Raw genomic sequence first — 18,718 nt, 5'->3', positions numbered from 1 at the left:
CCTCACGTGAAGAAGGGGCCCGGCACCGATCCGCGGTGCCGGGCCCCTTCACGCTTGTACGTACGCGCCCTCGGTTGTACGTACGCGCTCTCAGTTGTTCGGCGACCAGTAGTCGAGCAGCTTGGCGGCGCCCGGCTCCAAGGACTTCCAGGGGCCGGGGAAGGACAGCACGGCGAACGCCGCGGTCGGGAAGCCGGCCCGGCTCATCCGCTGGGCGGCCTCCGGCTCGGCCTCGCCGGTCAGTACCTCGGCGAGCCCTTGCACGCCGGGGTTGTGCCCGATCAGGACGGCGCTGCGGACGTCGTCCTGCGTCTCGTTCAGCACGGCGATCAGCTCTCCGGGGGACGCCTCGTAGATCCGCTCCTCGTAGACGGTCCTGGGCCGCTCCGGAAGTTCGGAGACAGCCAGCTTCCACGTCTCACGGGTACGCGCGGCGGTCGAGCAGAGGGCCAGGTCGAGGGCGATGCCGGAGTCGGCCAGCTTGCGGCCGGCGATCGGGGCGTCCTTGCGTCCGCGCTCGGCGAGCGGACGCTCGTGATCGGACACCTGAGGCCAGTCCGCCTTGGCATGCCGGAAAAGGACAATCCTGCGGGGTTCTGCGACGCTCATGCGTTCCAGCTTCGCACGAAACCGGCCACGGGGCGCAGGGAGTTGGCGGGCTCACCCGAGGCAGGTGAACGGGGGGACGGACGGTACCGGCGGGTACGGGACGGGACTAGCGAAGGAGCAGTTCCTTCAGGCGTTCCACGATGTGGGAGAGGGTCGGGTCGCCCGTCGCGGCCTGGGCGTCGGCCGGGTTGAGGATCAGCAGCAGGAGCGCCACGAAGGCGACGGCCGGCAGGACCAGCGCCCACCAGGGGAGCCGGATGTCGACGCCGCCCGTGGCTGCCGGGTGGGTCCGGGGGTGCGTGGGCGCCGACATGGCTTCCTCCGTGGTCCGTCGTCCTCGTCCGCTGTGCCGATGCTCTCGGCGACACTTCGAAGGTACGGATCCGGCGGCCCGCGGCCCATCCGGTGATCCACCCACTCGACCCTGACACTGGCCCCCTAGGGGATGGTGGAGTTAACCCCACCCTCGAGGGCCGGCGACAGGGTCGGCCGCACGGACCGGCGGCGTCAGGGAGAGGCGATCGTCGCGATGACGGCCACGATCACGGTGACGGCCAGCATCGCGCCGAGCACGAGCAGGAGCTTCTTCTGGCCGTTCTGGGGGTTCGGCTCGAGCACAGGCGACATGCGGCAAGTGTCGCACCTGTCCGCGCGGGTCAGGACGCCGGGGCGGGTGTGGCGGCCTCGTCCTCGATGGTGCGGTCACGCCCGGCGAGGACGCCCACCACGATCTGCGGCACCATCAGCGCGGCCATGAGCGCGATCGGCACGCCCCAGCCGCCGCTGTGCTGGTAGAGGACGCCGACGAGCAGCGGCCCGGGGATCGAGATCAGGTAGCCGGTGGACTGGGCGAACGCGGACAGCTTGGCGACGCCGGCGCCGGTGCGGGCCCGCATGCCGACCATCGTCAGGGCCAGCGGGAAGGCGCAGTTGGAGATGCCGAGCAGGACCGCCCAGGCCCAGGCGCCGGAGGCGGGCGCGAAGTACAGCCCCGCGTAACCGGCCAGGCCGCACGCGCCGAGGACGACCACGATGGGGCCCTGGCTGGGCAGCCGGGCGGCGACCCGGGGGATGACGAAGGCGAGCGGGACGCCCATCGCCATGACGACGGCGAGCAGCACGCCGGCGGTCGACGCGGAGACGCCCGCGTCGCGGAAGATCTGCGCCATCCACCCCATCGTGATGTACGCGGCCGTGGCCTGGAGTCCGAAGAAGACGGCGAGCGCCCACGCGGTGCGGCTGCGGGTGATGCGCAGCCCGTCGTCGTGGCCGGTGCCGGTGGTGGGCCGGGCCGGTTCGGCGGGGGCCGCGTCCTTGACGCGTACGAGCGGGATCCAGGGGAGCACGGCGGCGACGCCGAGGACGGCCCACATGGAGAGCCCAATCTGCCAGTTGCCGCCGAGCGCGTCGGTCAGGGGCACGGTCGCGGCGGCGGCCAGCGAGGTGCCGAGCGCGAGGGCCATCGAGTACAGGCCGGTCATGGAGCCGACGCGGTCGGGGAACCAGCGCTTGACGATGACCGGCATCAGCACGTTGCTGACGGCGATGCCCATCAGGGCGAGGGCGCTGGCGATCAGGAAGCCGATGGTGTTGCCGGTGTACGGGCGGATGATCAGGCCCGCGGCGATCGCCATCATGCCGACGCAGACGACGGCGCTCGCGCCGAAGCGCCTGGCGAGCCGCGGTGCCATGACGCCGAAGACCGCGAAGCACAGCGGGGGCACGGAGGTGAGCAGTCCGGCGAGGCTTCCGCTCATGCCGAGTCCGTCGCGGACCTCTTCGAGGAGGGCGCCGAGGCTGGTGATCGCGGGCCGCAGGTTCAGGGCTGCGAGGACGATACCGATGGTCACCAGACGTACGGCCCACACGCGCGGGGCGGCACTTTTCTCCGTGGGTATCGGTGCCTGCGCGGTCGGCGGTGCCATCGTCGGGGTCGGTGTTTCCTCACTAGCCATGGGACCCATCTTAGAATCATGGGATGATTGGCTGTCCACTCCGATCGCGTCACACCGTAGGGTCCGAGCGCGTCACACCGTAGGGTCCGATCGCCTCACACCGTTAGGAACGTCGATGCCACTGACCCCTCCCGGGCGCTCGGCCCTGTCCGAGCAGGTCATCTCCGCCCTGCGCGCCCAGATCTCCTCGGGCGAGTGGCCGGTGGGCTCCCGTATCCCGACGGAGCCCGAGCTCGTCGAGCAGCTCGGTGTCGCCCGGAACACGGTGCGCGAGGCCGTGCGCGCCCTCGCGCACAACGGGCTGCTCGACATCCGCCAGGGTTCGGGCACCTACGTCGTGGCGACCAGTGAGCTGGCGGGGGTGATGCAGCGGCGGTTCGCCGACGCCGATCCGCGGCACATCGCCGAGCTGCGTTCCACGCTGGAGTCGAGTGCGGCGAAGCTGGCCGCCGAGCGGCGCACCGAGCGCGACCTGAAGCAGCTCGACGCCCTTCACGTACGGCGTGAGGAGGCGTGGGAGGCGGGCGACGCGGAGGCGTTCGTGACGGCGGACGCGTCGTTCCACATGGCGGTCGTGGCCGCGTCGCACAACGACGTGATGACGGCGATGTACGCGGATCTGGGCGAGGTCCTGCGGGACTGGCTGCGTGAGGACGTGGGCGAGCGGCTCACCGCCGAGAACCACATGGACCACACGCGCCTGGTCGACGCGATCCGGGAGGGTGACGCGGAGGCGGCCGCGGCCGAGGCGGCGTCCTATCCGTTCCTGTGCCGGCCCGGCCGGCTCAGCGCGCCTTGCGGTGACTGACCCAGGCCGTGCGTACGTTCTTCCAGCACCGCCCGTCGAGGCGCACGGTCCCGGCGGGGCCGACCTCGGTCGGGGCCGTGTCGGTGTCGATGTCCCACCACGGGTCGCACTCGATGTGCAGGGCGACCCGGTCGACCACCGGATAGGGGTTGTGGCAGGCGGCGGTGGCGCGGGTCCCGTCGACGACGATCCGGCACCCGGCGCCGAACAGCTCCTTCTTCGGCTCGGCCACGCGCGCGTGGCCGGGGTCTTCGGCCGTGTCGGACATCGCGTCGCACGGCAGAGCGACCAGCAGGGCAAGGGCGGCCAGGGCCGGGGCTATCCGGTGGTGGGGCAGGAGCACGAGAAGGACCTCCTCGCACCCAGGGTGCGTGGAGGTCCCTGCGCCCCGCCCGGCCGGTGGGCCGAACGGGGGACGTCGTGTCAGGCGCCGATCGCGTGCAGGCCGCCGTCGACGTGGATGATCTCGCCCGTCGTCTTCGGGAACCAGTCCGACAGCAGGGCGACGATGCCCTTGCCCGCGGGCTCCGGGTCCTCGAGCTTCCACTCCAGCGGGGAGCGGCTGTCCCAGACCGAGGCGAGCTCGCTGAAGCCGGGGATCGACTTGGCGGCCATCGAGCCGATCGGGCCCGCCGAGATCAGGTTGCAGCGGATGTTCTGCTTGCCCAGGTCACGCGCCATGTAGCGGCTGGTGGCCTCCAGGGCGGCCTTGGCCGGGCCCATCCAGTCGTACTGCGGCCAGGCGAACTGCGCGTCGAAGGTGAGGCCGACGACGGACCCGCCCTCGGTCATCAGCGGCAGCAGCGCCATCGTCAGCGACTTCAGGGAGAAGGCCGAGACGTTCATCGCGGTGGCCACGGACTCGAACGGCGTGTTCAGGAAGTTGCCGCCGAGCGCGTCCTGCGGGGCGAAGCCGATGGAGTGCACGACGCCGTCGAGCCGGTCGCCCAGGTGCTCACGGACCTGGCCCTCCAGGCGGGCGAGGTGCTCGTCGTTCGAGACGTCGAGCTCCAGGACCTTGACCTTGTCGGGCTGGGGCAGCTTCTTGGCGATGCGCTCCGTCAGCGTCGGCCGCGGCCACGCCGTCAGGATGATCTCCGCGCCCTGCTCCTGGGCCAGCTTCGCGGCGTGGAAGGCGATGGAGGACTCCATCAGCACGCCGGTGATGAGGATCTTCTTGCCCTCGAGGATGCCAGTCGTGTTCGTCATCGTGCTCAGTGACCCATTCCCAGTCCGCCGTCAACGGGAATGACGGCACCAGTGATGTACGAAGCGTCGTCGGAGGCGAGGAACCTGACCGCGGAGGCGATCTCCCCGACCTGCGCGTACCGGCCGAGCGGCACCTGCGCCACGATGTTCGCGCGCTGCTCGTCGGTGAGCACCTGGGTCATGTCGGTGTCGACAAAACCGGGGGCGACGACGTTGAAGGTGATGTTGCGCGACCCCAGTTCACGGGCGAGGGAGCGCGCGAAGCCGACCAGTCCCGCCTTCGAGGCGGCGTAGTTCGCCTGCCCCGCGGAGCCGAGCAGACCGACGACGGAGGAGATCAGCACGACGCGGCCCTTCTTGGCGCGCAGCATGCCGCGGTTGGCACGCTTCACGACCCGGAAGGTGCCGGTGAGGTTGGTGTCGAGGACGGACGTGAAGTCCTCCTCGGACATGCGCATGAGGAGCTGGTCCTTGGTGACGCCGGCGTTGGCGACCAGGACCTCGACGGGACCGTGCTTCTCCTCGATCTCCTTGTAGGCCTGCTCCACCTGCTCCGTGTCGGTGATGTCGCACTTGACGGCCAGGAAGCCCTGCTTCTCGAGCTCCGCCGGGTCGCCCGAGCGGTACGTGATCGCGACCTTGTCGCCGGCCTCGGCGAATACGCGGGCGATGGCGAGGCCAATGCCCCGGTTTCCTCCGGTGACGAGAACCGAGCGGCTCAACGGATCACCCTTTCGATAGCGGTGTGGTACTTCGAAAACCTATCGGTACGACCCGGGCTACGGAGAATCGAGCACCGACAGTGACGTACACGACTCACTGTCGGGTCTCTACAGTTCCCGCCCCCGCTATGCCAAGCTCACTCCAGTTCGGACGTCACTTCATGCCGGGAGCGTAGGCGGGCAGGCCAGCTGCAAGGGCCGTATCCAGCATGCGCTTGTCGTAGGTCACCAGAGCGGTGAGGCTCTCCCCCAGGCTGAGCGCGCTTGCCACATGGATGGCGTCCAAAGTGCGCAGGCGGCCGGTCAGCCCGGCCGCAGACCGGCGTACTTCGGGAGTGAGCAGCACTTCCCCGACCCTCCCCTCCAAGTCGCCCATGGCACCCGGGAACGTCCCCATGAGGTCGAGCGTGCGGGTCGTCTCGACAAAGCCAAGACTGCTGGTGGCCATGGGACGGCCTGCCCTGTCCTCGTCGCCGAGGAAGGCATCGAGGGCGGACCAGTGGTTTCGCTGCGACATCCATGTGACCAACGCCGAGGCGTCCATGTAGATCACCGGTAGTCCTCCTCGCGCTCGGCGAGAAGGGTGGCGAGCGGGTCGATGTCGTCGGGCACGTCGTAGCGAGGCATGTCGTGGAGGTCGTCCGTGGTGAATTCGGCCAGTCGGATTTTGCCCTCCGCCACCAGGTGCGCGTACCGCTGCAAGGGGCTGTCCGCCGGGGTCAGTATGGCGATGACGTTGCCGTGGCGGGTGACCTGGAAGGTCTCGCCTCGCTCGACCCGGGCGAAGACGGCGCTGGGGTTGTGCGAGAACTCGCGGATGGAGATGGCGCTCATAACGGCCTCCTCGATTGTGCCTACATAACATTCACTGTAACCACAATCGAGGCATCTGGGTTACGGACATCCAGCCCATCAGCCTGTTTCGTTCTCGTCCTCCACGTCTCCCAGCAGGCGCCAGGCGAGATCGGCAAGAGTCTCTCCGTTTTCCGTGGCCCACCGGGCGGTTCCCTGATTGGAGACAGGGCGGTCTTCCCATTCGGCGAGTTCCCACATCCGCGCGATGAGGCCACTGGGCGAGTAGGCGAGACCGTCGGCAGCCCAGACGATCGGCCGTGCGCGGTTGGTATTGGTCCACTTCGCCAACGCGCGGCGCGGGTTCGCGTCGAGCCATGCAGCCAGAGCGTCCTTCTCCGGCAGTACGTACAAAGCCAGGTGCAGGGGCGCCCCTTCTTCCAGGGCTCCGCTGTTGACAATGACATGCACCGCGTTAGGCCGACGGCGTTTACGGGGCTTGATCTCCTCGCGCCGGTACTTGGCGGCAGCATCTTCAGTGCCACCGCCTTCGATGGCGGTGAGAACCGCTGCCACGAGGTCGGCGGCCTGCCCGGGGTCGACGCAGACGCGCTGGAGACTCGACCGGGTTCCCACCTCATCGTCCAGGGCCTGCACGAGCACTGGAACAGTGCGCTTCACGAGTTCGGGCACCTGGTCTCGGGCCGTGCTGGCCCAGGCGAGCGAAGGGTCCGGCTCGCCCATGCCGGCGTCCTGGGCCAGCAGCTGGCGGAACACCAGGTGGGTGATGAGGAAGGTGCCGTCGTCAATCACGGCCGCCGCCCGCCCCGTGTACTGCTCGCGTTCCGTACGCAGTGCCGTACGTACGGAACGCAGGACGTTCACGGCGTTCCATGTCTCGTAGACGTTGGGCACGGAGCGGAAGAGCGGGTCGTAGATGCCGCTGCCGCCTCGTTCCCACAGCACGTCGGTGGACTCGGCTGCGACGAGCCGGGCCGCGAACCGACTGCCGGCGTGCGCGCAGGCCAGCGCACACGCGGCTTCCACGACGGAGCAGCCCTCGTCGTCCTGTGGTTCGAGTTCGCTTCGGCGCACGCTGTACACCAGGCCCAGCTCGGCGCGGAACTCCTCGATGAGGACCGCCTGAACGGGGTCGAGGGCGATGCGGTCGCGTTCGGTGATGTGGTTCTGCCGGTTGGTGGCCTGTGTGGTCCGATCAGCGAACTCGGTGTCGCCACCGGTGACGATGAACCGGACGGTGACCTGCGCAAGTTCGGCGTCTTCCGCCTGCTGGGCGGCATCGATGACGGAGCGTACGGTCTGCGCACCGTTCACGACGCTGGCACCGTGCGCGGTGAGCCGGACAGGAGAACGCTCAGGCACCCGCTGCGATCCCGGCACCGCGTCCAGGGACTCGCACAGCACGGTGACCCCATTGTTGAAGTACCAGAAGTGGGACGGCTCGTCGATCAGGGTGTCCACCAACTCCTTGTTGATGGGCGTCAGTCCGAGCGGGTTACGGATGTTGCGGACGAACAGTTCGTTGCCGTGGTCGGCCCAGCGCGCGACTTCCTCGGCCTGCATGACGCCCTCGTACGACAGATACGGCGAGGGCACGCTGAACCAGGGCTGGAGCGTCGCTTCCAAGGTGACGGGCTCGCTGCGCTGGTCCTGCCTGACAAGGGCGTGGATCTCCGGGGCGTGGAGGAAGCGGTGGCCGATGTAGTCGCCGTGGGAGTTGAACTCTCGTTCGCCGTTGGCGATGACCTGACGTACGCCCGGGGCGGGTGGTTCGGTCCCCATGAGGACGATCACCTGCGTGATCTTGGGGGCCTTCGCGCCGATGAGGTCGTGCGCCTTCTTGGCCAGGATCTGTCCGCGGGGGTTGAACTGGGCGGCCTCTCCGGAGTCGATGAGCCTGAGTCCGGCGAAGAGCTTGTGGACGGCCGTCTCATCGGCCTTCGCCGTCCCAGACGGGCTCCATTTGGCCTGGACGAGGTAGATCTGCTCCTTGCCCTCGTCGATGGCGATGGCGTCGATCCCTTGGTCCTGGCCGCCGTCGATGACGCAATCGGCCGCCTGCTCGGGAGCCCACCCCGTCATGATGCGCACGGCGTGCGCCGCTAGGGCGCGGGACCGGAAGGCGGGCGTGGTCTGCTCCGGCGGCCGGTTGCCGAAGTCACTCATGTCGATGAGGCCGGTGTACGTCTCGTCGAAGGCGCGAGCGACCTGGCGGACCTGGGTGGGAACATCGAGGGCGGAAGGCACGATGGTCATGCGGGTGTGGTTCCTGTTCGGTTTCGGCAGGCCGCGAGCGATTCGGGCGACTGAAGGATGAGGGCGAGGTCTACGGGGATCAGTTCAGGGAGTCCACGACTGCCTGGAAGCTCTTCTGGGCCTCGCCGAGGTGCCGCACAATAGACTTCGCAATGTCGCGGGGGTCGCCATGATCGTCCAGAAGCGTTGCGGCACGGCCGTTCAGGGCAAGGCCGGCAGTGGGGGTGCGAAGTATCTCGCCGACGTCATAACGCCTGAAGCACTGCGGCTCGCTCTCCACCGGCTGTCCCTCGGCACGGAGCCTGTAGGTGGTGAGGAACTCCTCGAAGTCGGCTTCCGCGAGAGGGTTCCGGGTGTCCGTGTAGTGACGGTCCCGAAGGTCGAAGACCCCTAGTTCGCGCGTCGCGATGTCCCCTGGCCGCTGGGGGTCGGCGGACTTCGTGAAGAACAGGATGTTCGACTTGGAGCCGGTGTCGTAGAACATGCCGGTCGGCAGCCGCAGCAGGGTGTGCACGTTGCAGTTCATGAGCAGCGCCCGGCGGATCGCGGCCGCGGCTCGGCTGTCATGGGACAGCACTCCGTCAGGAACGAAAACAGCGGCCCTGGCACCCCGAGGCAGGGTGATGGCGAGGTGCTGGAGAAAGTTGGCCGGGAGGATCGCGTTCTGCGCCCAGAAGTCGTCGCGCTGCTGCGTATCTGCGGCAACGTCGCTCTTGAACGGCGGGTTGCAGATGACGACGGTCGCGTCCACGCTCCGCTCATGACGCCGCACCACGTCCTCGCGCGCCTTCAGTGAATCGGCACGCAGGATCGGCGGTACGTCGTGGAATGGGCGCCCGGTGTTGAGCAGCACGTTCATCGTGGCTAGGCGGCACATCTGGACGTCGATGTCGGCGCCCGCTATGGCCGAGGCGTCGACGCGCTCACCGTGCGCGGCCATCTCGCGATACGCGGCGATGAGGCTGGTGCCGATACCGACAGCCGCGTCGACGACCTTGTCGCCGGGGGTGAGACCGAGCGCCTTCGCCACGACCGCGAGCAGCGGGGGCGGGGTGAGGAACTGGCCGGTGTCCCGCTTGGTCCGCAGATCGTCCCGACAGTCGGCCAGCAACAGCGCGAAGGCTCCCCCGAGTTCGTCCCTCGGCACGTTCGACCAGCGGTACGGGTTGAACTCTTCGGTGATCAGCCGCCCGAGCTCCGCCATCCTGTCCACGTTCCAGGGCTGGGCGTCCTGAAACACGACGCTCGCGGTCGTGCGCCGCGGGTCCGTCGGGTTGGGCGCGCCGAGGTCGGCCATCAGACGGCCGAGAGCCCTGTGCAGCGCGTCGCCGCTGGCGTCCACGAGCTGCGGCCACGCGCCTGCGGGCGCCACCGCCGGGCGCGCGAACGTCCCAGTGCGCTGGGCCCGTTCGTGATCGAGTTTGAGGAAGAGCAGGAAGGCTATGTGCTCGGTGAACTCGATCCGCCTCAGCGCCTTGCCGGTGATCTTCTGCTCACGGAACCGCTGCCAGCGCTTGAAGATCCGATCCGAAGTCCAGAGGCGCTCCGACCCTCTCGCCGCTATGTCGTCCCGTTCCGTCGCCATATGGGCCCCACCCGTTGTCGCACGTCCCTGTATGAGCGGATTCGCCGACGACGGCAGCCTGCGATGACGCCACGCCACAACGACCGAGCGGGTCGCAGGCGATCAACTCCATTACATGGTACGGGGCGAGGCGTCGTTCCATCGGGGTGAGCAGGCAGTTGGCCAGAGAGCTAATCCCCCGCGATCCGGCAGCGCACCTGCTTTCCGACGGGCGTGGGAGCGACCCGCCACCCCGGTGCGAGCAGGTCCATGAGAGGCAGTCCGCGCCCCGACTCGGCTTCCGGGTCATTGAGTTGTACGCCGCCGCGGGCAGGGAGCACGTATTGGTACGGGTCGTGCAGCCGGACCCAGACCGCCTGCTCTCCGCCGGTGTTGCGCCACAGCGGCGATTCCACCTCCACCTCCGCGACGAGCGGCACGAAGTCGCCGCAGGCCCGGATGGCGTTCCCGCACAGCTCGGACATCACCAATTGCACGGAATGCGCCAGGTCTTCGCCGACACCGGCCCCGGCGAGGGACTTCGCGATGAGGGTGCGAGTGCCGCGGAGGTGGTCGGGAGTGGCCGTGAGATGGAGGACGAATCCGGTGGGGGTGGGGGTGTGGTACCAGCCGAGGGAGTGGGGCATGGCATGGGCTCCTTACAGGTCGCACTGCAACTCGGCGCGATTGCGCTCGAGTTGAGGGTCTCGCCCATCCATGATCGACTGCAAGTTTGTCACCTAGATTGGTGGATCGAATTTCCGTTCCCCTGGACGTTCAGCTTGGTGTGGTAGAAGCTCGCCGCATGCCAAACGTGCGCCCCGTACCCACTGTTCGACGCCGCCGACTCGGTGAGGCCCTGCGCCGGTACCGCAACACGACCGGCATGAGCCTTGACGCGGCCTCCGCGGAACTGGGGTGGCTGGGACCGAAGTTGTCGCGGATCGAGACGGCCAACGGACACATCCGTCCAGCCGAAGTAGCGCCACTGCTCAGGGTGTACGGGGTGACCGATCCCGAGATCGTGGGCGCGCTGGAAGGTCTGGCCAAGGATGCTCGGAAGCAGGGGTGGTGGCAGACGTACAGCGGGGTTGTAGCCCCCGCGTACGCCGACTACATCTCCTTGGAGTCTGACGCGGAGAGCGTTCGCATCTGGAGTCCACTGCTCGTCCCCGGGCTGCTACAGACAGCCGGGTACGCACGTGAGACCGTGGCGGCCAACGCCACCACGCGCACGCCCGAGGAAACAGCCGCCCTGGCCGAGGTCCGTATGGCACGACAGGCGGTACTTTCCCGCCCGAACGGAGCCCTGAAGTTCTGGGCAGTGATCCATGAGGCGGTTCTTCACCAGCGTTTCGCCGTGCGCCCCGACACGATGCGCGACCAGTTGCGTCGGCTTCTGGACGTTGCGGAGCTACCCAACGTCACCTTGCAGGTCATGCCGTTGGCCGCGACACCGCATCCCGGTGGCGCCGGCGGCTTCAATCTGGTGGGCTTCCCCGGGCCGATGCCGGACGTCGTTCTCTTGGAAAACCTCATCGGCGCGACTTACGTTGAGGGCGTCGACGAAGTGCAGGTCTTCGTCGACGCCTTCGAGCGCATCGTCGCGGCGGCACTCCCCGTGGACGACTCGATGGCACTCATCGCACGGATCGAGGAGGAAAGCCGCACGTGACGGACTCTAAGGCAGAGCTGTACGCAGAGGATCTCTCTGCTGCGACATGGCGCAAGGCATCCGCAAGCGCAGGCGAGAACGACTGTGTCGAGGTCGCCGAACTGCCGCGCGGCGCGCGGGCCGTGCGCGACTCGAAGAATCTGGAGCGGGAGCCGCTACGGTTCACCGCGTCCGAGTGGGCCGCGTTCCGGGCAGGTGTACTTGCCGACGAACTGTGAGTTCACAGGCGTAGGAACAGCACCGGGCCGGTGGGTCCAATGAACCACCGGCCCGCTGTATACCCCTACTCGTCGTCGCCCGACGGCGGCGCGTCCTTCTTCAGGGCGCGGGCCACGGCCGTGAACTGGGCCAGCGCGACTTCGAGTTCGTCAACGATCTCTTGTGCGATCACATCGGGCGAGGCGTACTCAGTGGTGGCGCCGGAGGCGGACTTCAGGACCGTGAGGTCGAGGTTGACTTTGTCGCGGGCGATCAGCTCGTCGTAGTCGTAGGCGCGGAAGCGGTCGCTCGGCTTACGCGCGGTGAAGTCCTTGCCGCCGGAGTGGTAGGCGGCGACGAAGTCGTCGAGATGCTCGCGCCGCAACTGCCGCTGCTTGAGCGTGAAGCGCTGGTCCGTGCGGAAGTCGTAGACCCAGAGCCGACGGGTGCCGGGGCGGCCGCCGGAGCGCTGGCCGGTCTTGTCGAAGAAGAGGACGTTGGCCTTGACGCCGTTGGCATAGAAGATGCCGGTGGGCAGGCGCAAGAGGGTGTGGACGTCGCAGAGGTTGAGCAGATTCTTGCGGATCGTCTCGCCGGCGCCTCCTTCGAATAGGACGTTGTCGGGCAGGACGAGGGCTGCTCGGCCGTTGGTCTTGAGCAGGTTGTAGATGTGCTGGACGAAGTTGAGCTGCTTGTTGGTGGTCGGCGCCCAGAAGTCGGTACGGGCGGTGTAGGACTCTCCAGTCACTGAGCCGACGCCGAAGGGCGGGTTGGCCAGCACGATGTCGTAGTGCTTGATCGGGGACCGGGCCAGGGAGTCCTGGATGGTGATGAGCGGCTTGGCCTCGGAGTGGCCGATGCCGTGCAACAGCATGTTCATCAGGGCCAGGCGGCCGGTCTCGCGGACGAGTTCGTAGCCGGTGATAGCGCCGGTCTGGAGGGCGCGGCCCTTGTCGCCGTAGAGCTCGTCCTCGTAGTTCTGAACGAGATGAGCGTGCGCGGCGATGAGGAAGCCGCCGGTACCGCAGGCCGGGTCGGTGATCCACTCACCGGGCTTCGGCTGGACGCAGTCGACCATTGCGTCGATCAGCGGGCGGGGAGTGAAGTACTGCCCGGCGCCCGTCTTACGGTCCTCGGCGCCGCGCTGGAGGAGGCCTTCGTACGCATCACCCTTGAGGTCCTGGTTCTCGGTGGTCCAGGTGTAAGGGTCGATCAGATCCTTGATGAGGCGTTCCAGGACGGCCGGTTCATGGATCTTGTTCTGCGCCTTGAGGAAGACCTCACCGAGCATCGTGCCGCCGCGCTGACCGAGGTCCTTGAGGATGAACTCGTAGTGGTCGAGCAGTGCTTCGGCGGACTTGGTCATCAGGCTCGCCCAGTCACACCCTTCGGGGACGAGGGGCTCCTCGGGGAGGTTGCGCCGGAAGACGTGCGAGCGGTTGGCACGCTCGTCAGCCATCTTGAGGAAGAGGAGGTATGTGAGCTGCTCGACGTAGTCGAGGGTCGAGACGCCGGAGTGGCGCAGCAGTTCGCAGTACGACCAGAGGCGGTTGACCAGGGTGGAGGTCGAAGCCGATGCGGGTACCGGTGTGCGGGGGGCAGGGGGTGTCGCGGCGGCGGTGTTGGGGGCGTCCGCGGGGGTCGACTTCTCGGTGCTGTCGCTCATAGTGGTGCTCACAGGGGAAGTGCTTCCTGGGTGCCGGAGGGAACCGGCCGGCCGGAGGTGGCGGGGGCGGCGGCCTGGGTTGGCTTACGGGGGGTGCGCTTGCGCGGGGTCGGCTTGGCTTCAGCGGCTGCTCGCTGGGCGCGGATCCGGTCGAGCAGCATGGAGGCAGGCTCGTCGGTGGGGTCTTGGGGGACGAGGGTGCCGTTGAAGGCGGCGTGGAGGAGGGCGGAGCGGAGTTTCGACGCCTGCGCCCGACTACCTGTGACCGCTTCTTGCAGATCGAGCAAATCGGATTCCAATTCCTGCACCCGGGCAACGATATTCCGCTGAGTCCCTAGGGGTGGAATCGGGATAGCGAGCGCCTGAATTTTACTTTTATTCAACGCCGGCTGATTCCCGCCAGACGCCTCAAGACGCGTCTCTTCATATCTAGCCTTGAGGAAATAGTAAACAAACTCGGGAAGAATCTGTGTCTCGGACACTCGAATTGAGGCACAGTTCTGATTGTGGGCGGCAGCGATATCGAGAATTGCAGCCTGCCCTCGAGTTCGCCCCTCGCCGATCATGGCGATCATCACGGTCCCAGGAGGATGGATTCGAGCTGCCGGGTTTGCCATCGAGCCGACAGAAATCGACTCCCGGGTGCCCGAGATTCGCCCGAATGCTACCTCGCCGCTACTCACCCAGGGAATATCGCCAGTCCAGTGTTCCGAATTATCTCGCGCCGGAGTTGCCCCTACAGCCACTTTGAAAAGCGAACCGATACTCGCCCATCGCCACGATTTCGGAACATCCCAAGGACCATCAGCCAAGGCGGCGGGATCGGGAACCAAGGCGCCTGCTTCGCCCTCAGAGATATCCTCCGTGACGAGTTTTCCGCGCAACACTTGCGCCAAGACGACCTGAAGAAACTCATCCTTTCGCCTATCGGCAACGCCGATAGACGCCTCGCCCGCCTCGATGTGCGCCAGTTGTTCATCCAGCTTGGCGACGATGCGGTGCTGTTCGGCAAGGGGCGGGACGGGGATCTCAAGGTCCGCCAAGTACGGTCGCGGGACCCGACGCTGACCCACAGCACCTGACATGTGTTGCTCTGCCACACAGCGCACGTTTCGTTGCAGCAGGTAATGCATCAGGTACTTGGGCAGGACCGATCCACGGCTGCGCAGCACGTGAAATTCGGTGCTTCCCAGCGCCCGGCCATCCGTCAGCCCTCGCGCAACCACAATCTTCCCGTTCTCCATGCAAGGAGTGATCTTCGCGAAGAGTACGTCATTCTCCTGGAACCGAGTCAGCGACTTCTTCTTGAGGTCGCCGTACCGCACCTGCGCGGAGGCATCCATACGCCCTGTCTCGGCTTCGACAGCGGCCATGGGAACTTGAGAAATCAGGTCATCGTCATCGGGCTCTTCGTCAAATCCGCGGGGATTTACCTCACACAGTTCACCGATGCTGACCAGCGCCCACCCCTCCGGCAGCCCGTCCCCCGAAAAGTCCGCCGAATCCCCCGGCCCCGCGCCCCACTCGGCCGTCACGCGCTCAGCTCCCTGTCCAGTTCCTCAATAATTTGTTCTGCCCGCGTCTCACCGAATTCGGCGAGGAATCCATCCGTTCCGTTTCGCTTCGCGAAAGGATCGTAATCGAGGTCAGCGGTGTCGAAGCGTACACTCCCCGCGGTCGCCACAGCGATACGGTCGAGCCACCAGCGCTGACGTTCAGTGAAACGGGTGCCCATCTGTTCCTGGCGGGCGATCCACGCCGCGTAACGCTCCTCCACGAGCTCCGCGTAAGGGCGTGGGGCCGGGGCGCCCCTTTCCGCGCCGCCAGCGAGTTCGTAGCGGAGCAGGGCCAGCAGGTCGGCGGCGGTGTGCTGGCGGCGGACCTCGTCCAGCATCGCCTCGCCGAGCTGCTCGTACGACCTCCACAGCCGGTCCGGGGTCCACGCGCGCGGCGGGCGGGCGATGCTGCGGGCCACATCCTTCAGCTGACGCATCGCCTCGCCGGGCCGTACGTCGGAGCCTGCGCTGAAGGCCAGGGACATCGCCGCGATCTTGTCCCGGTTGTCGTCGATGTACTCGCGCCAACTGCGGACCGTCTCCGCCGCCGCCTCCTTGTCGTCAACGACCCCACCCGCGCGCAGCAGCTCGTCCACGCCGTTCTCGTCGTAGAGGATGTCCTTCGCCCGGCGCATCTCCAACAGACGTGAGCGCAGCGCCGGTTGAGCGGCCAGAGGCTTGATCGCCTCTTCGATGAGGTCGCGTACCGCACGCTCAGGATTGCGGCCCGCGCGCTCGGCGGCCTCGCGTACGTCCAGCTGTTCGTCCGCCGAAACGGCCTTGACCATCTTCTGGACGATGTCCTTCAGCTCCAGGCCACCGCTCAGACGTGCCACCTCCGCGCGCTCCTCGCCCGTCATCTGGATGTCGAGCTTGGCGAGACGTGCGGCAAGGGTGGAGACCTCTTCCTCCTCGATGGTGTTGGCCGCTGTCTTGCGCAGCAGCTTCTCCAGGCTGATCTGTTTGTCCGTGTGGCGTTCCAGCGGTGCCGCGTCGATCTTCGGCTTCTTCGTCACGCCGACCGCGTCGACGATCACGAAGCGGGCCTTGGGGCCGACGCCCGGGGTCACCTTCTCGAACTCCGTCAGCGTCAGGGTGCGTGCACCGCGGCCCTTCATCTGTTCGAAGTAGGCCCAGCTCTTCACGTCCCGCAGGAACAACAGGCATTCGAGCGGCTTGACGTCCGTACCCGTCGCGATCATGTCGACGGTCACCGCGATCCGCATCTGCGGGAGGTTGCGGAAGTTGGCCAGTCGCTCGGCCGCGTTGCTCGCCGCGCTCGTGATCTTCGCGCAAAAGTCGTTGCCCTTGCCGAAGACATCGCGGATGACCTCGACGATCTCCTCGGCGTGGTTGTCGTTCTTGGCGAAGACCAGCGTCTTCGGGACGTACATCTTGTCCCACCGCAGCGCGCCTGTCGCCGCGTCGCGCTTCGCACGCTCCGGGAAGATCTCCGTGAACAGGCGGTCGCGGAAGGTCTGCACGACCGTACGCAACTGGTCCTTGCTGATGACGCCGACGCCGACCTGCTTCGCGCCGTACTCGATGTCCTCGGCGATGTCCTCGTAGCGCTGGCGGCGTGTGCGGCGGTCGCGGACCGGGATGGTGCCGTGTGCGATGACGCCGCCCTCTGCCGTTATCCGCGTCTCGATCTCGTAGACGGAGAAGTCGACGTTGACGCGGTCGGCGACCGCCTCCTGGTACGAGTATTCGCTAACGAGGTTGCCGTTGAAGTAACCGAAGGTCTGGGCGACGGGGGTGGCGGTGAGGCCGACGATCGGGGCGTCGAAATACTCCAGGACCGAGCGCCACTTGCCGTAGATGGAGCGGTGGCACTCGTCGACGACGATCAGGTCGAAGGCCTCGGGCGGGATGGTCGCGTTGTAGCCGACCTCGATACCGCCGGGCACGTGGACGTCGTACGAGACATCCTCCCCGTCGGCGTTCCGGTCCGCGTTCGGCAGGCTCACACCCGTCAGTTCCATGTAGAGGCGCTGGACGGTAGAGATGACGACCTTGGAGGAGGGGAGCATGCCCTCAGCGCCAAGCCGCTGGACATTATAGAGGTCCGCGAACTTACGGTCGGTGTCGGGGGTCTTGAAGTTCTCGAACTCCGCGAAAGCCTGCGCCCCGAGGTTATTGCGGTCGACCAGGAACAGGACGCGCTCCGCGCGCGCGTGCTTGATCATCCTGTACGAGAACGTCACCGCCGTGAATGTCTTGCCCGCGCCGGTCGCCATCTGCACGAGAGCGCGGGACTGGCCCATGCCCTGCTGGCCCTTGCCGTGCGCCACCGAGTCCTCGACGCCGCGTACCGCCTTGATCTGCGCCGGGCGCAACGGCCGTTCGTCCAGCTCGGGCATGCGGTCACGCAGACGGGCACGGTAGCTGGGCGCCTGCGCGTCCTCGTCGGCCTGCCGCATCCAGCGGGCCAGGGTGCGCGGCTGGTGGAAGGAGAAGATGCGGCGAGTCCGGGAGTCCGGGTCGAGGGTGGAGCGGAAACGGGTCTCGCCTCCGTCGCTGACGTAGCGGAACGGGAGCGGGGTGCGCCAGGCGTTCAGGCGCTCCTGTGCGCTGGTGAGGTGGTCAGCGTAGCGGTCGGCCTGCCCCTCGGCGGCAGACAGGTCGGCGCCTTCGCGCTTGGCCTCGATGACACCGACGAGCTTGCGGTCGACGTAGAGGGCATAGTCGGCGCGCCCCTTGGCCGTGGTGACCTCGCGGACAGCGACACCATTGCCGCGCCAGTCGCCCTGTACATGCAGATTCTGGTCCGCTCCGGCGTTCTGCACGTCCCAGCCCGCGGCCCCCAGCATCGCGTCGAGCCGGTCGCGGACCTGCACCTCGGTGAGCGGTTCGCGGGATGCCTGTTCGGCGTTGTCGAGGAGGCGGGCGCGCTCAGCGACCGCTGCCGAGGAGGCATCCCGGTCGGTTGCGTCGGCGCGGCTGCGCCCTGCCTGCTCAGCCTCGGCGGAGGCCTGGAACTGGGCGAGCTGGTCCTGCATGGCCGCGACCGCGCGGGCCAGCTCCTCGCGCTCAGCCTGCGCCCGGGCCAACTCACGTTCAGCGGCGGCACGGGCGGCCTGCTCGGCCTCTGCCTGGGAAGCCTGGTCGCGGTAACTGAGGCGCGCTTCTTCGAGCTCCTTGCGGGCCCGCTCGACGTCCTGGAGCAGTCGCTCGCTCTCGGCAGCGGGAGTGCTGTCCGGGCTGGGAGGTACGAAGGCCAGCTGCTCACGCGATCCGGTGAGGAGGCGGTGGTACCAGACGCCGAGGCGGAAGCAGGTGCGCAGGGCACGGAAGGCGTCGTCGGCGCTGTCGAGGCCCGAGTGGTTCGCGTCGTTGCCGAGTGTGCGTACGTCATGAAAGGCGGTGCTCACATCGCCGTGGAGGTAGCCCTCCCGGTCCAGGGCACGCAGCCGGTCGAACTGCGTACTGCCCTCTGTCCGGACACGGCCCCGGCTCACCAGATCCGCGGCAAGGGCTTCACCGAACTGGCGGGACTTGATCAGCGAAGTGTTCGGGTCGGTGAAGACGTGGCTCTCGGCCGACGATCCGTATGCCACGAGCAACGGCAGGTGCGGCAGCAGAAACCCGAAGTTGCGAGACTGCCGGGCGAGGCGTACGAGTCGCGGGTCCGGTGTCCGGGACGCTCCGCCTGCGCTGCTCATGGGGTGGTACCGCCTCTCAGGG

General features: G+C 67.5%; 18 protein-coding genes. 3 read left to right on the top strand and 15 right to left on the bottom strand.

Annotated elements, in window-relative coordinates; all coding sequences use genetic code 11:
- Nucleotides 1-90 precede the first annotated feature (90 nt).
- The 4 genes from ABD366_RS01980 to ABD366_RS01965 all read right to left on the bottom strand — a co-directional run bounded on the left by ABD366_RS01980 (nt 91) and on the right by ABD366_RS01965 (nt 2,534).
- Nucleotides 91-609, bottom strand: a complete 519-nt coding sequence (locus ABD366_RS01980; RefSeq protein WP_324772384.1) for a SixA phosphatase family protein — start codon at nt 607-609, stop codon at nt 91-93.
- 106 nt (nt 610-715) lie between these two features.
- Nucleotides 716-922: a hypothetical protein gene (locus ABD366_RS01975; RefSeq protein WP_324772383.1), complete on the bottom strand. Its 207-nt coding sequence runs from the start codon at nt 920-922 to the stop codon at nt 716-718.
- 194 nt (nt 923-1,116) lie between these two features.
- Nucleotides 1,117-1,236: an SGM_5486 family transporter-associated protein gene (locus ABD366_RS01970; protein WP_324772382.1), complete on the bottom strand. Its 120-nt coding sequence runs from the start codon at nt 1,234-1,236 to the stop codon at nt 1,117-1,119.
- 29 nt (nt 1,237-1,265) lie between these two features.
- Entirely contained in the window at nt 1,266-2,534 is a 1,269-nt protein-coding gene (locus tag ABD366_RS01965; protein WP_411293815.1) for a CynX/NimT family MFS transporter, read from the bottom strand.
- A 145-nt stretch (nt 2,535-2,679) separates the two neighbouring features.
- Between ABD366_RS01965 and ABD366_RS01960 the strand changes: the two genes are divergently transcribed.
- Nucleotides 2,680-3,372 carry a FadR/GntR family transcriptional regulator gene (locus ABD366_RS01960; protein ID WP_324772380.1) on the top strand — a complete coding sequence of 231 codons (693 nt, stop codon included), beginning with the start codon at nt 2,680-2,682 and terminating at the stop codon, nt 3,370-3,372.
- Here ABD366_RS01960 and ABD366_RS01955 read toward each other — a convergent pair.
- The 8 genes from ABD366_RS01955 to ABD366_RS01920 form a co-directional block, all read right to left on the bottom strand.
- Nucleotides 3,350-3,640, bottom strand: coding sequence for a hypothetical protein (locus ABD366_RS01955; protein WP_411293814.1), 291 nt, complete (start codon nt 3,638-3,640; stop codon nt 3,350-3,352). The genes ABD366_RS01960 and ABD366_RS01955 overlap by 23 nt on opposite strands.
- A 155-nt stretch (nt 3,641-3,795) precedes the next feature.
- Complete coding sequence (fabI, locus tag ABD366_RS01950; protein ID WP_324772378.1) at nt 3,796-4,581, bottom strand: enoyl-ACP reductase FabI; 786 nt, start codon at nt 4,579-4,581, stop codon at nt 3,796-3,798.
- A 5-nt stretch (nt 4,582-4,586) separates the two neighbouring features.
- A complete protein-coding gene (gene fabG, locus ABD366_RS01945) occupies nt 4,587-5,303 on the bottom strand; it encodes a 3-oxoacyl-[acyl-carrier-protein] reductase (protein ID WP_324772377.1) in 717 nt (238 codons plus the stop codon).
- A gap of 154 nt (nt 5,304-5,457) precedes the next feature.
- Nucleotides 5,458-5,847: a PIN domain-containing protein gene (locus tag ABD366_RS01940; protein WP_324772387.1), complete on the bottom strand. Its 390-nt coding sequence runs from the start codon at nt 5,845-5,847 to the stop codon at nt 5,458-5,460.
- Between the two features lie 5 nt (nt 5,848-5,852).
- The gene (locus ABD366_RS01935; RefSeq protein WP_324772376.1) at nt 5,853-6,137 is read right to left on the bottom strand and encodes a type II toxin-antitoxin system Phd/YefM family antitoxin; all 285 of its coding nucleotides are present in this window, start codon (nt 6,135-6,137) and stop codon (nt 5,853-5,855) included.
- A 78-nt stretch (nt 6,138-6,215) separates the two neighbouring features.
- Entirely contained in the window at nt 6,216-8,372 is a 2,157-nt protein-coding gene (locus tag ABD366_RS01930) for an AIPR family protein (RefSeq protein WP_324772375.1), read from the bottom strand.
- 79 nt (nt 8,373-8,451) lie between these two features.
- Nucleotides 8,452-9,957: an HsdM family class I SAM-dependent methyltransferase gene (locus tag ABD366_RS01925; protein ID WP_324772374.1), complete on the bottom strand. Its 1,506-nt coding sequence runs from the start codon at nt 9,955-9,957 to the stop codon at nt 8,452-8,454.
- Nucleotides 9,958-10,127: 170 nt separating this feature from the next.
- Nucleotides 10,128-10,583, bottom strand: a complete 456-nt coding sequence (locus tag ABD366_RS01920; RefSeq protein WP_324772373.1) for an ATP-binding protein — start codon at nt 10,581-10,583, stop codon at nt 10,128-10,130.
- A gap of 158 nt (nt 10,584-10,741) precedes the next feature.
- Between ABD366_RS01920 and ABD366_RS01915 the strand changes: the two genes are divergently transcribed.
- Together ABD366_RS01915 and ABD366_RS01910 are read left to right on the top strand one after the other, a co-directional pair.
- Entirely contained in the window at nt 10,742-11,611 is an 870-nt protein-coding gene (locus tag ABD366_RS01915; RefSeq protein ID WP_324772372.1) for a helix-turn-helix domain-containing protein, read from the top strand.
- Nucleotides 11,608-11,829 carry a DUF397 domain-containing protein gene (locus ABD366_RS01910; protein ID WP_324772371.1) on the top strand — a complete coding sequence of 74 codons (222 nt, stop codon included), beginning with the start codon at nt 11,608-11,610 and terminating at the stop codon, nt 11,827-11,829. The genes ABD366_RS01915 and ABD366_RS01910 overlap by 4 nt, the downstream gene beginning before the upstream one ends.
- A 65-nt stretch (nt 11,830-11,894) precedes the next feature.
- Here the strand turns inward: ABD366_RS01910 and ABD366_RS01905 are convergent, their stop codons facing one another.
- The 3 genes from ABD366_RS01905 to ABD366_RS01895 are packed head-to-tail and all read right to left on the bottom strand — an operon-like array spanning nt 11,895 to nt 18,696.
- Entirely contained in the window at nt 11,895-13,487 is a 1,593-nt protein-coding gene (locus tag ABD366_RS01905; protein ID WP_344440935.1) for a type I restriction-modification system subunit M, read from the bottom strand.
- Complete coding sequence (locus tag ABD366_RS01900; protein ID WP_324772369.1) at nt 13,484-15,010, bottom strand: restriction endonuclease subunit S; 1,527 nt, start codon at nt 15,008-15,010, stop codon at nt 13,484-13,486. Before ABD366_RS01900 ends, ABD366_RS01905 begins: the two co-directional genes overlap by 4 nt.
- On the bottom strand, nt 15,007-18,696 hold the full coding sequence (locus ABD366_RS01895; RefSeq protein WP_324772368.1) for a type I restriction endonuclease subunit R: 3,690 nt from the start codon (nt 18,694-18,696) through the stop codon (nt 15,007-15,009). The genes ABD366_RS01900 and ABD366_RS01895 overlap by 4 nt, the downstream gene beginning before the upstream one ends.
- Between the last annotated feature and the right edge of the window lie 22 nt (nt 18,697-18,718).

This window comes from Streptomyces kunmingensis, assembly GCF_039533535.1.
Taxonomy (GTDB): domain Bacteria; phylum Actinomycetota; class Actinomycetes; order Streptomycetales; family Streptomycetaceae; genus Streptomyces; species Streptomyces kunmingensis.
This window is presented reverse-complemented; position numbering and strand designations above follow the sequence as displayed.

What these genes read in the sequence shown, in the direction of transcription:
- ABD366_RS01935 (WP_324772376.1), bottom strand. Translation starts at nt 6,137, where the DNA reads ATGAGCGCCATCTCCATCCGCGAGTTCTCGCACAACCCCAGCGCCGTC.
- ABD366_RS01920 (WP_324772373.1), bottom strand. Translation starts at nt 10,583, where the DNA reads ATGCCCCACTCCCTCGGCTGGTACCACACCCCCACCCCCACCGGATTC.
- ABD366_RS01915 (WP_324772372.1), top strand. Translation starts at nt 10,742, where the DNA reads ATGCCAAACGTGCGCCCCGTACCCACTGTTCGACGCCGCCGACTCGGT.
- ABD366_RS01955 (WP_411293814.1), bottom strand. Translation starts at nt 3,640, where the DNA reads ATGTCCGACACGGCCGAAGACCCCGGCCACGCGCGCGTGGCCGAGCCG.
- ABD366_RS01925 (WP_324772374.1), bottom strand. Translation starts at nt 9,957, where the DNA reads ATGGCGACGGAACGGGACGACATAGCGGCGAGAGGGTCGGAGCGCCTC.
- ABD366_RS01965 (WP_411293815.1), bottom strand. Translation starts at nt 2,534, where the DNA reads ATGGCACCGCCGACCGCGCAGGCACCGATACCCACGGAGAAAAGTGCC.
- fabI (WP_324772378.1), bottom strand. Translation starts at nt 4,581, where the DNA reads ATGACGAACACGACTGGCATCCTCGAGGGCAAGAAGATCCTCATCACC.
- ABD366_RS01970 (WP_324772382.1), bottom strand. Translation starts at nt 1,236, where the DNA reads ATGTCGCCTGTGCTCGAGCCGAACCCCCAGAACGGCCAGAAGAAGCTC.
- ABD366_RS01930 (WP_324772375.1), bottom strand. Translation starts at nt 8,372, where the DNA reads ATGACCATCGTGCCTTCCGCCCTCGATGTTCCCACCCAGGTCCGCCAG.
- ABD366_RS01980 (WP_324772384.1), bottom strand. Translation starts at nt 609, where the DNA reads ATGAGCGTCGCAGAACCCCGCAGGATTGTCCTTTTCCGGCATGCCAAG.
- ABD366_RS01895 (WP_324772368.1), bottom strand. Translation starts at nt 18,696, where the DNA reads ATGAGCAGCGCAGGCGGAGCGTCCCGGACACCGGACCCGCGACTCGTA.
- ABD366_RS01940 (WP_324772387.1), bottom strand. Translation starts at nt 5,847, where the DNA reads ATGGACGCCTCGGCGTTGGTCACATGGATGTCGCAGCGAAACCACTGG.
- ABD366_RS01975 (WP_324772383.1), bottom strand. Translation starts at nt 922, where the DNA reads ATGTCGGCGCCCACGCACCCCCGGACCCACCCGGCAGCCACGGGCGGC.
- ABD366_RS01960 (WP_324772380.1), top strand. Translation starts at nt 2,680, where the DNA reads ATGCCACTGACCCCTCCCGGGCGCTCGGCCCTGTCCGAGCAGGTCATC.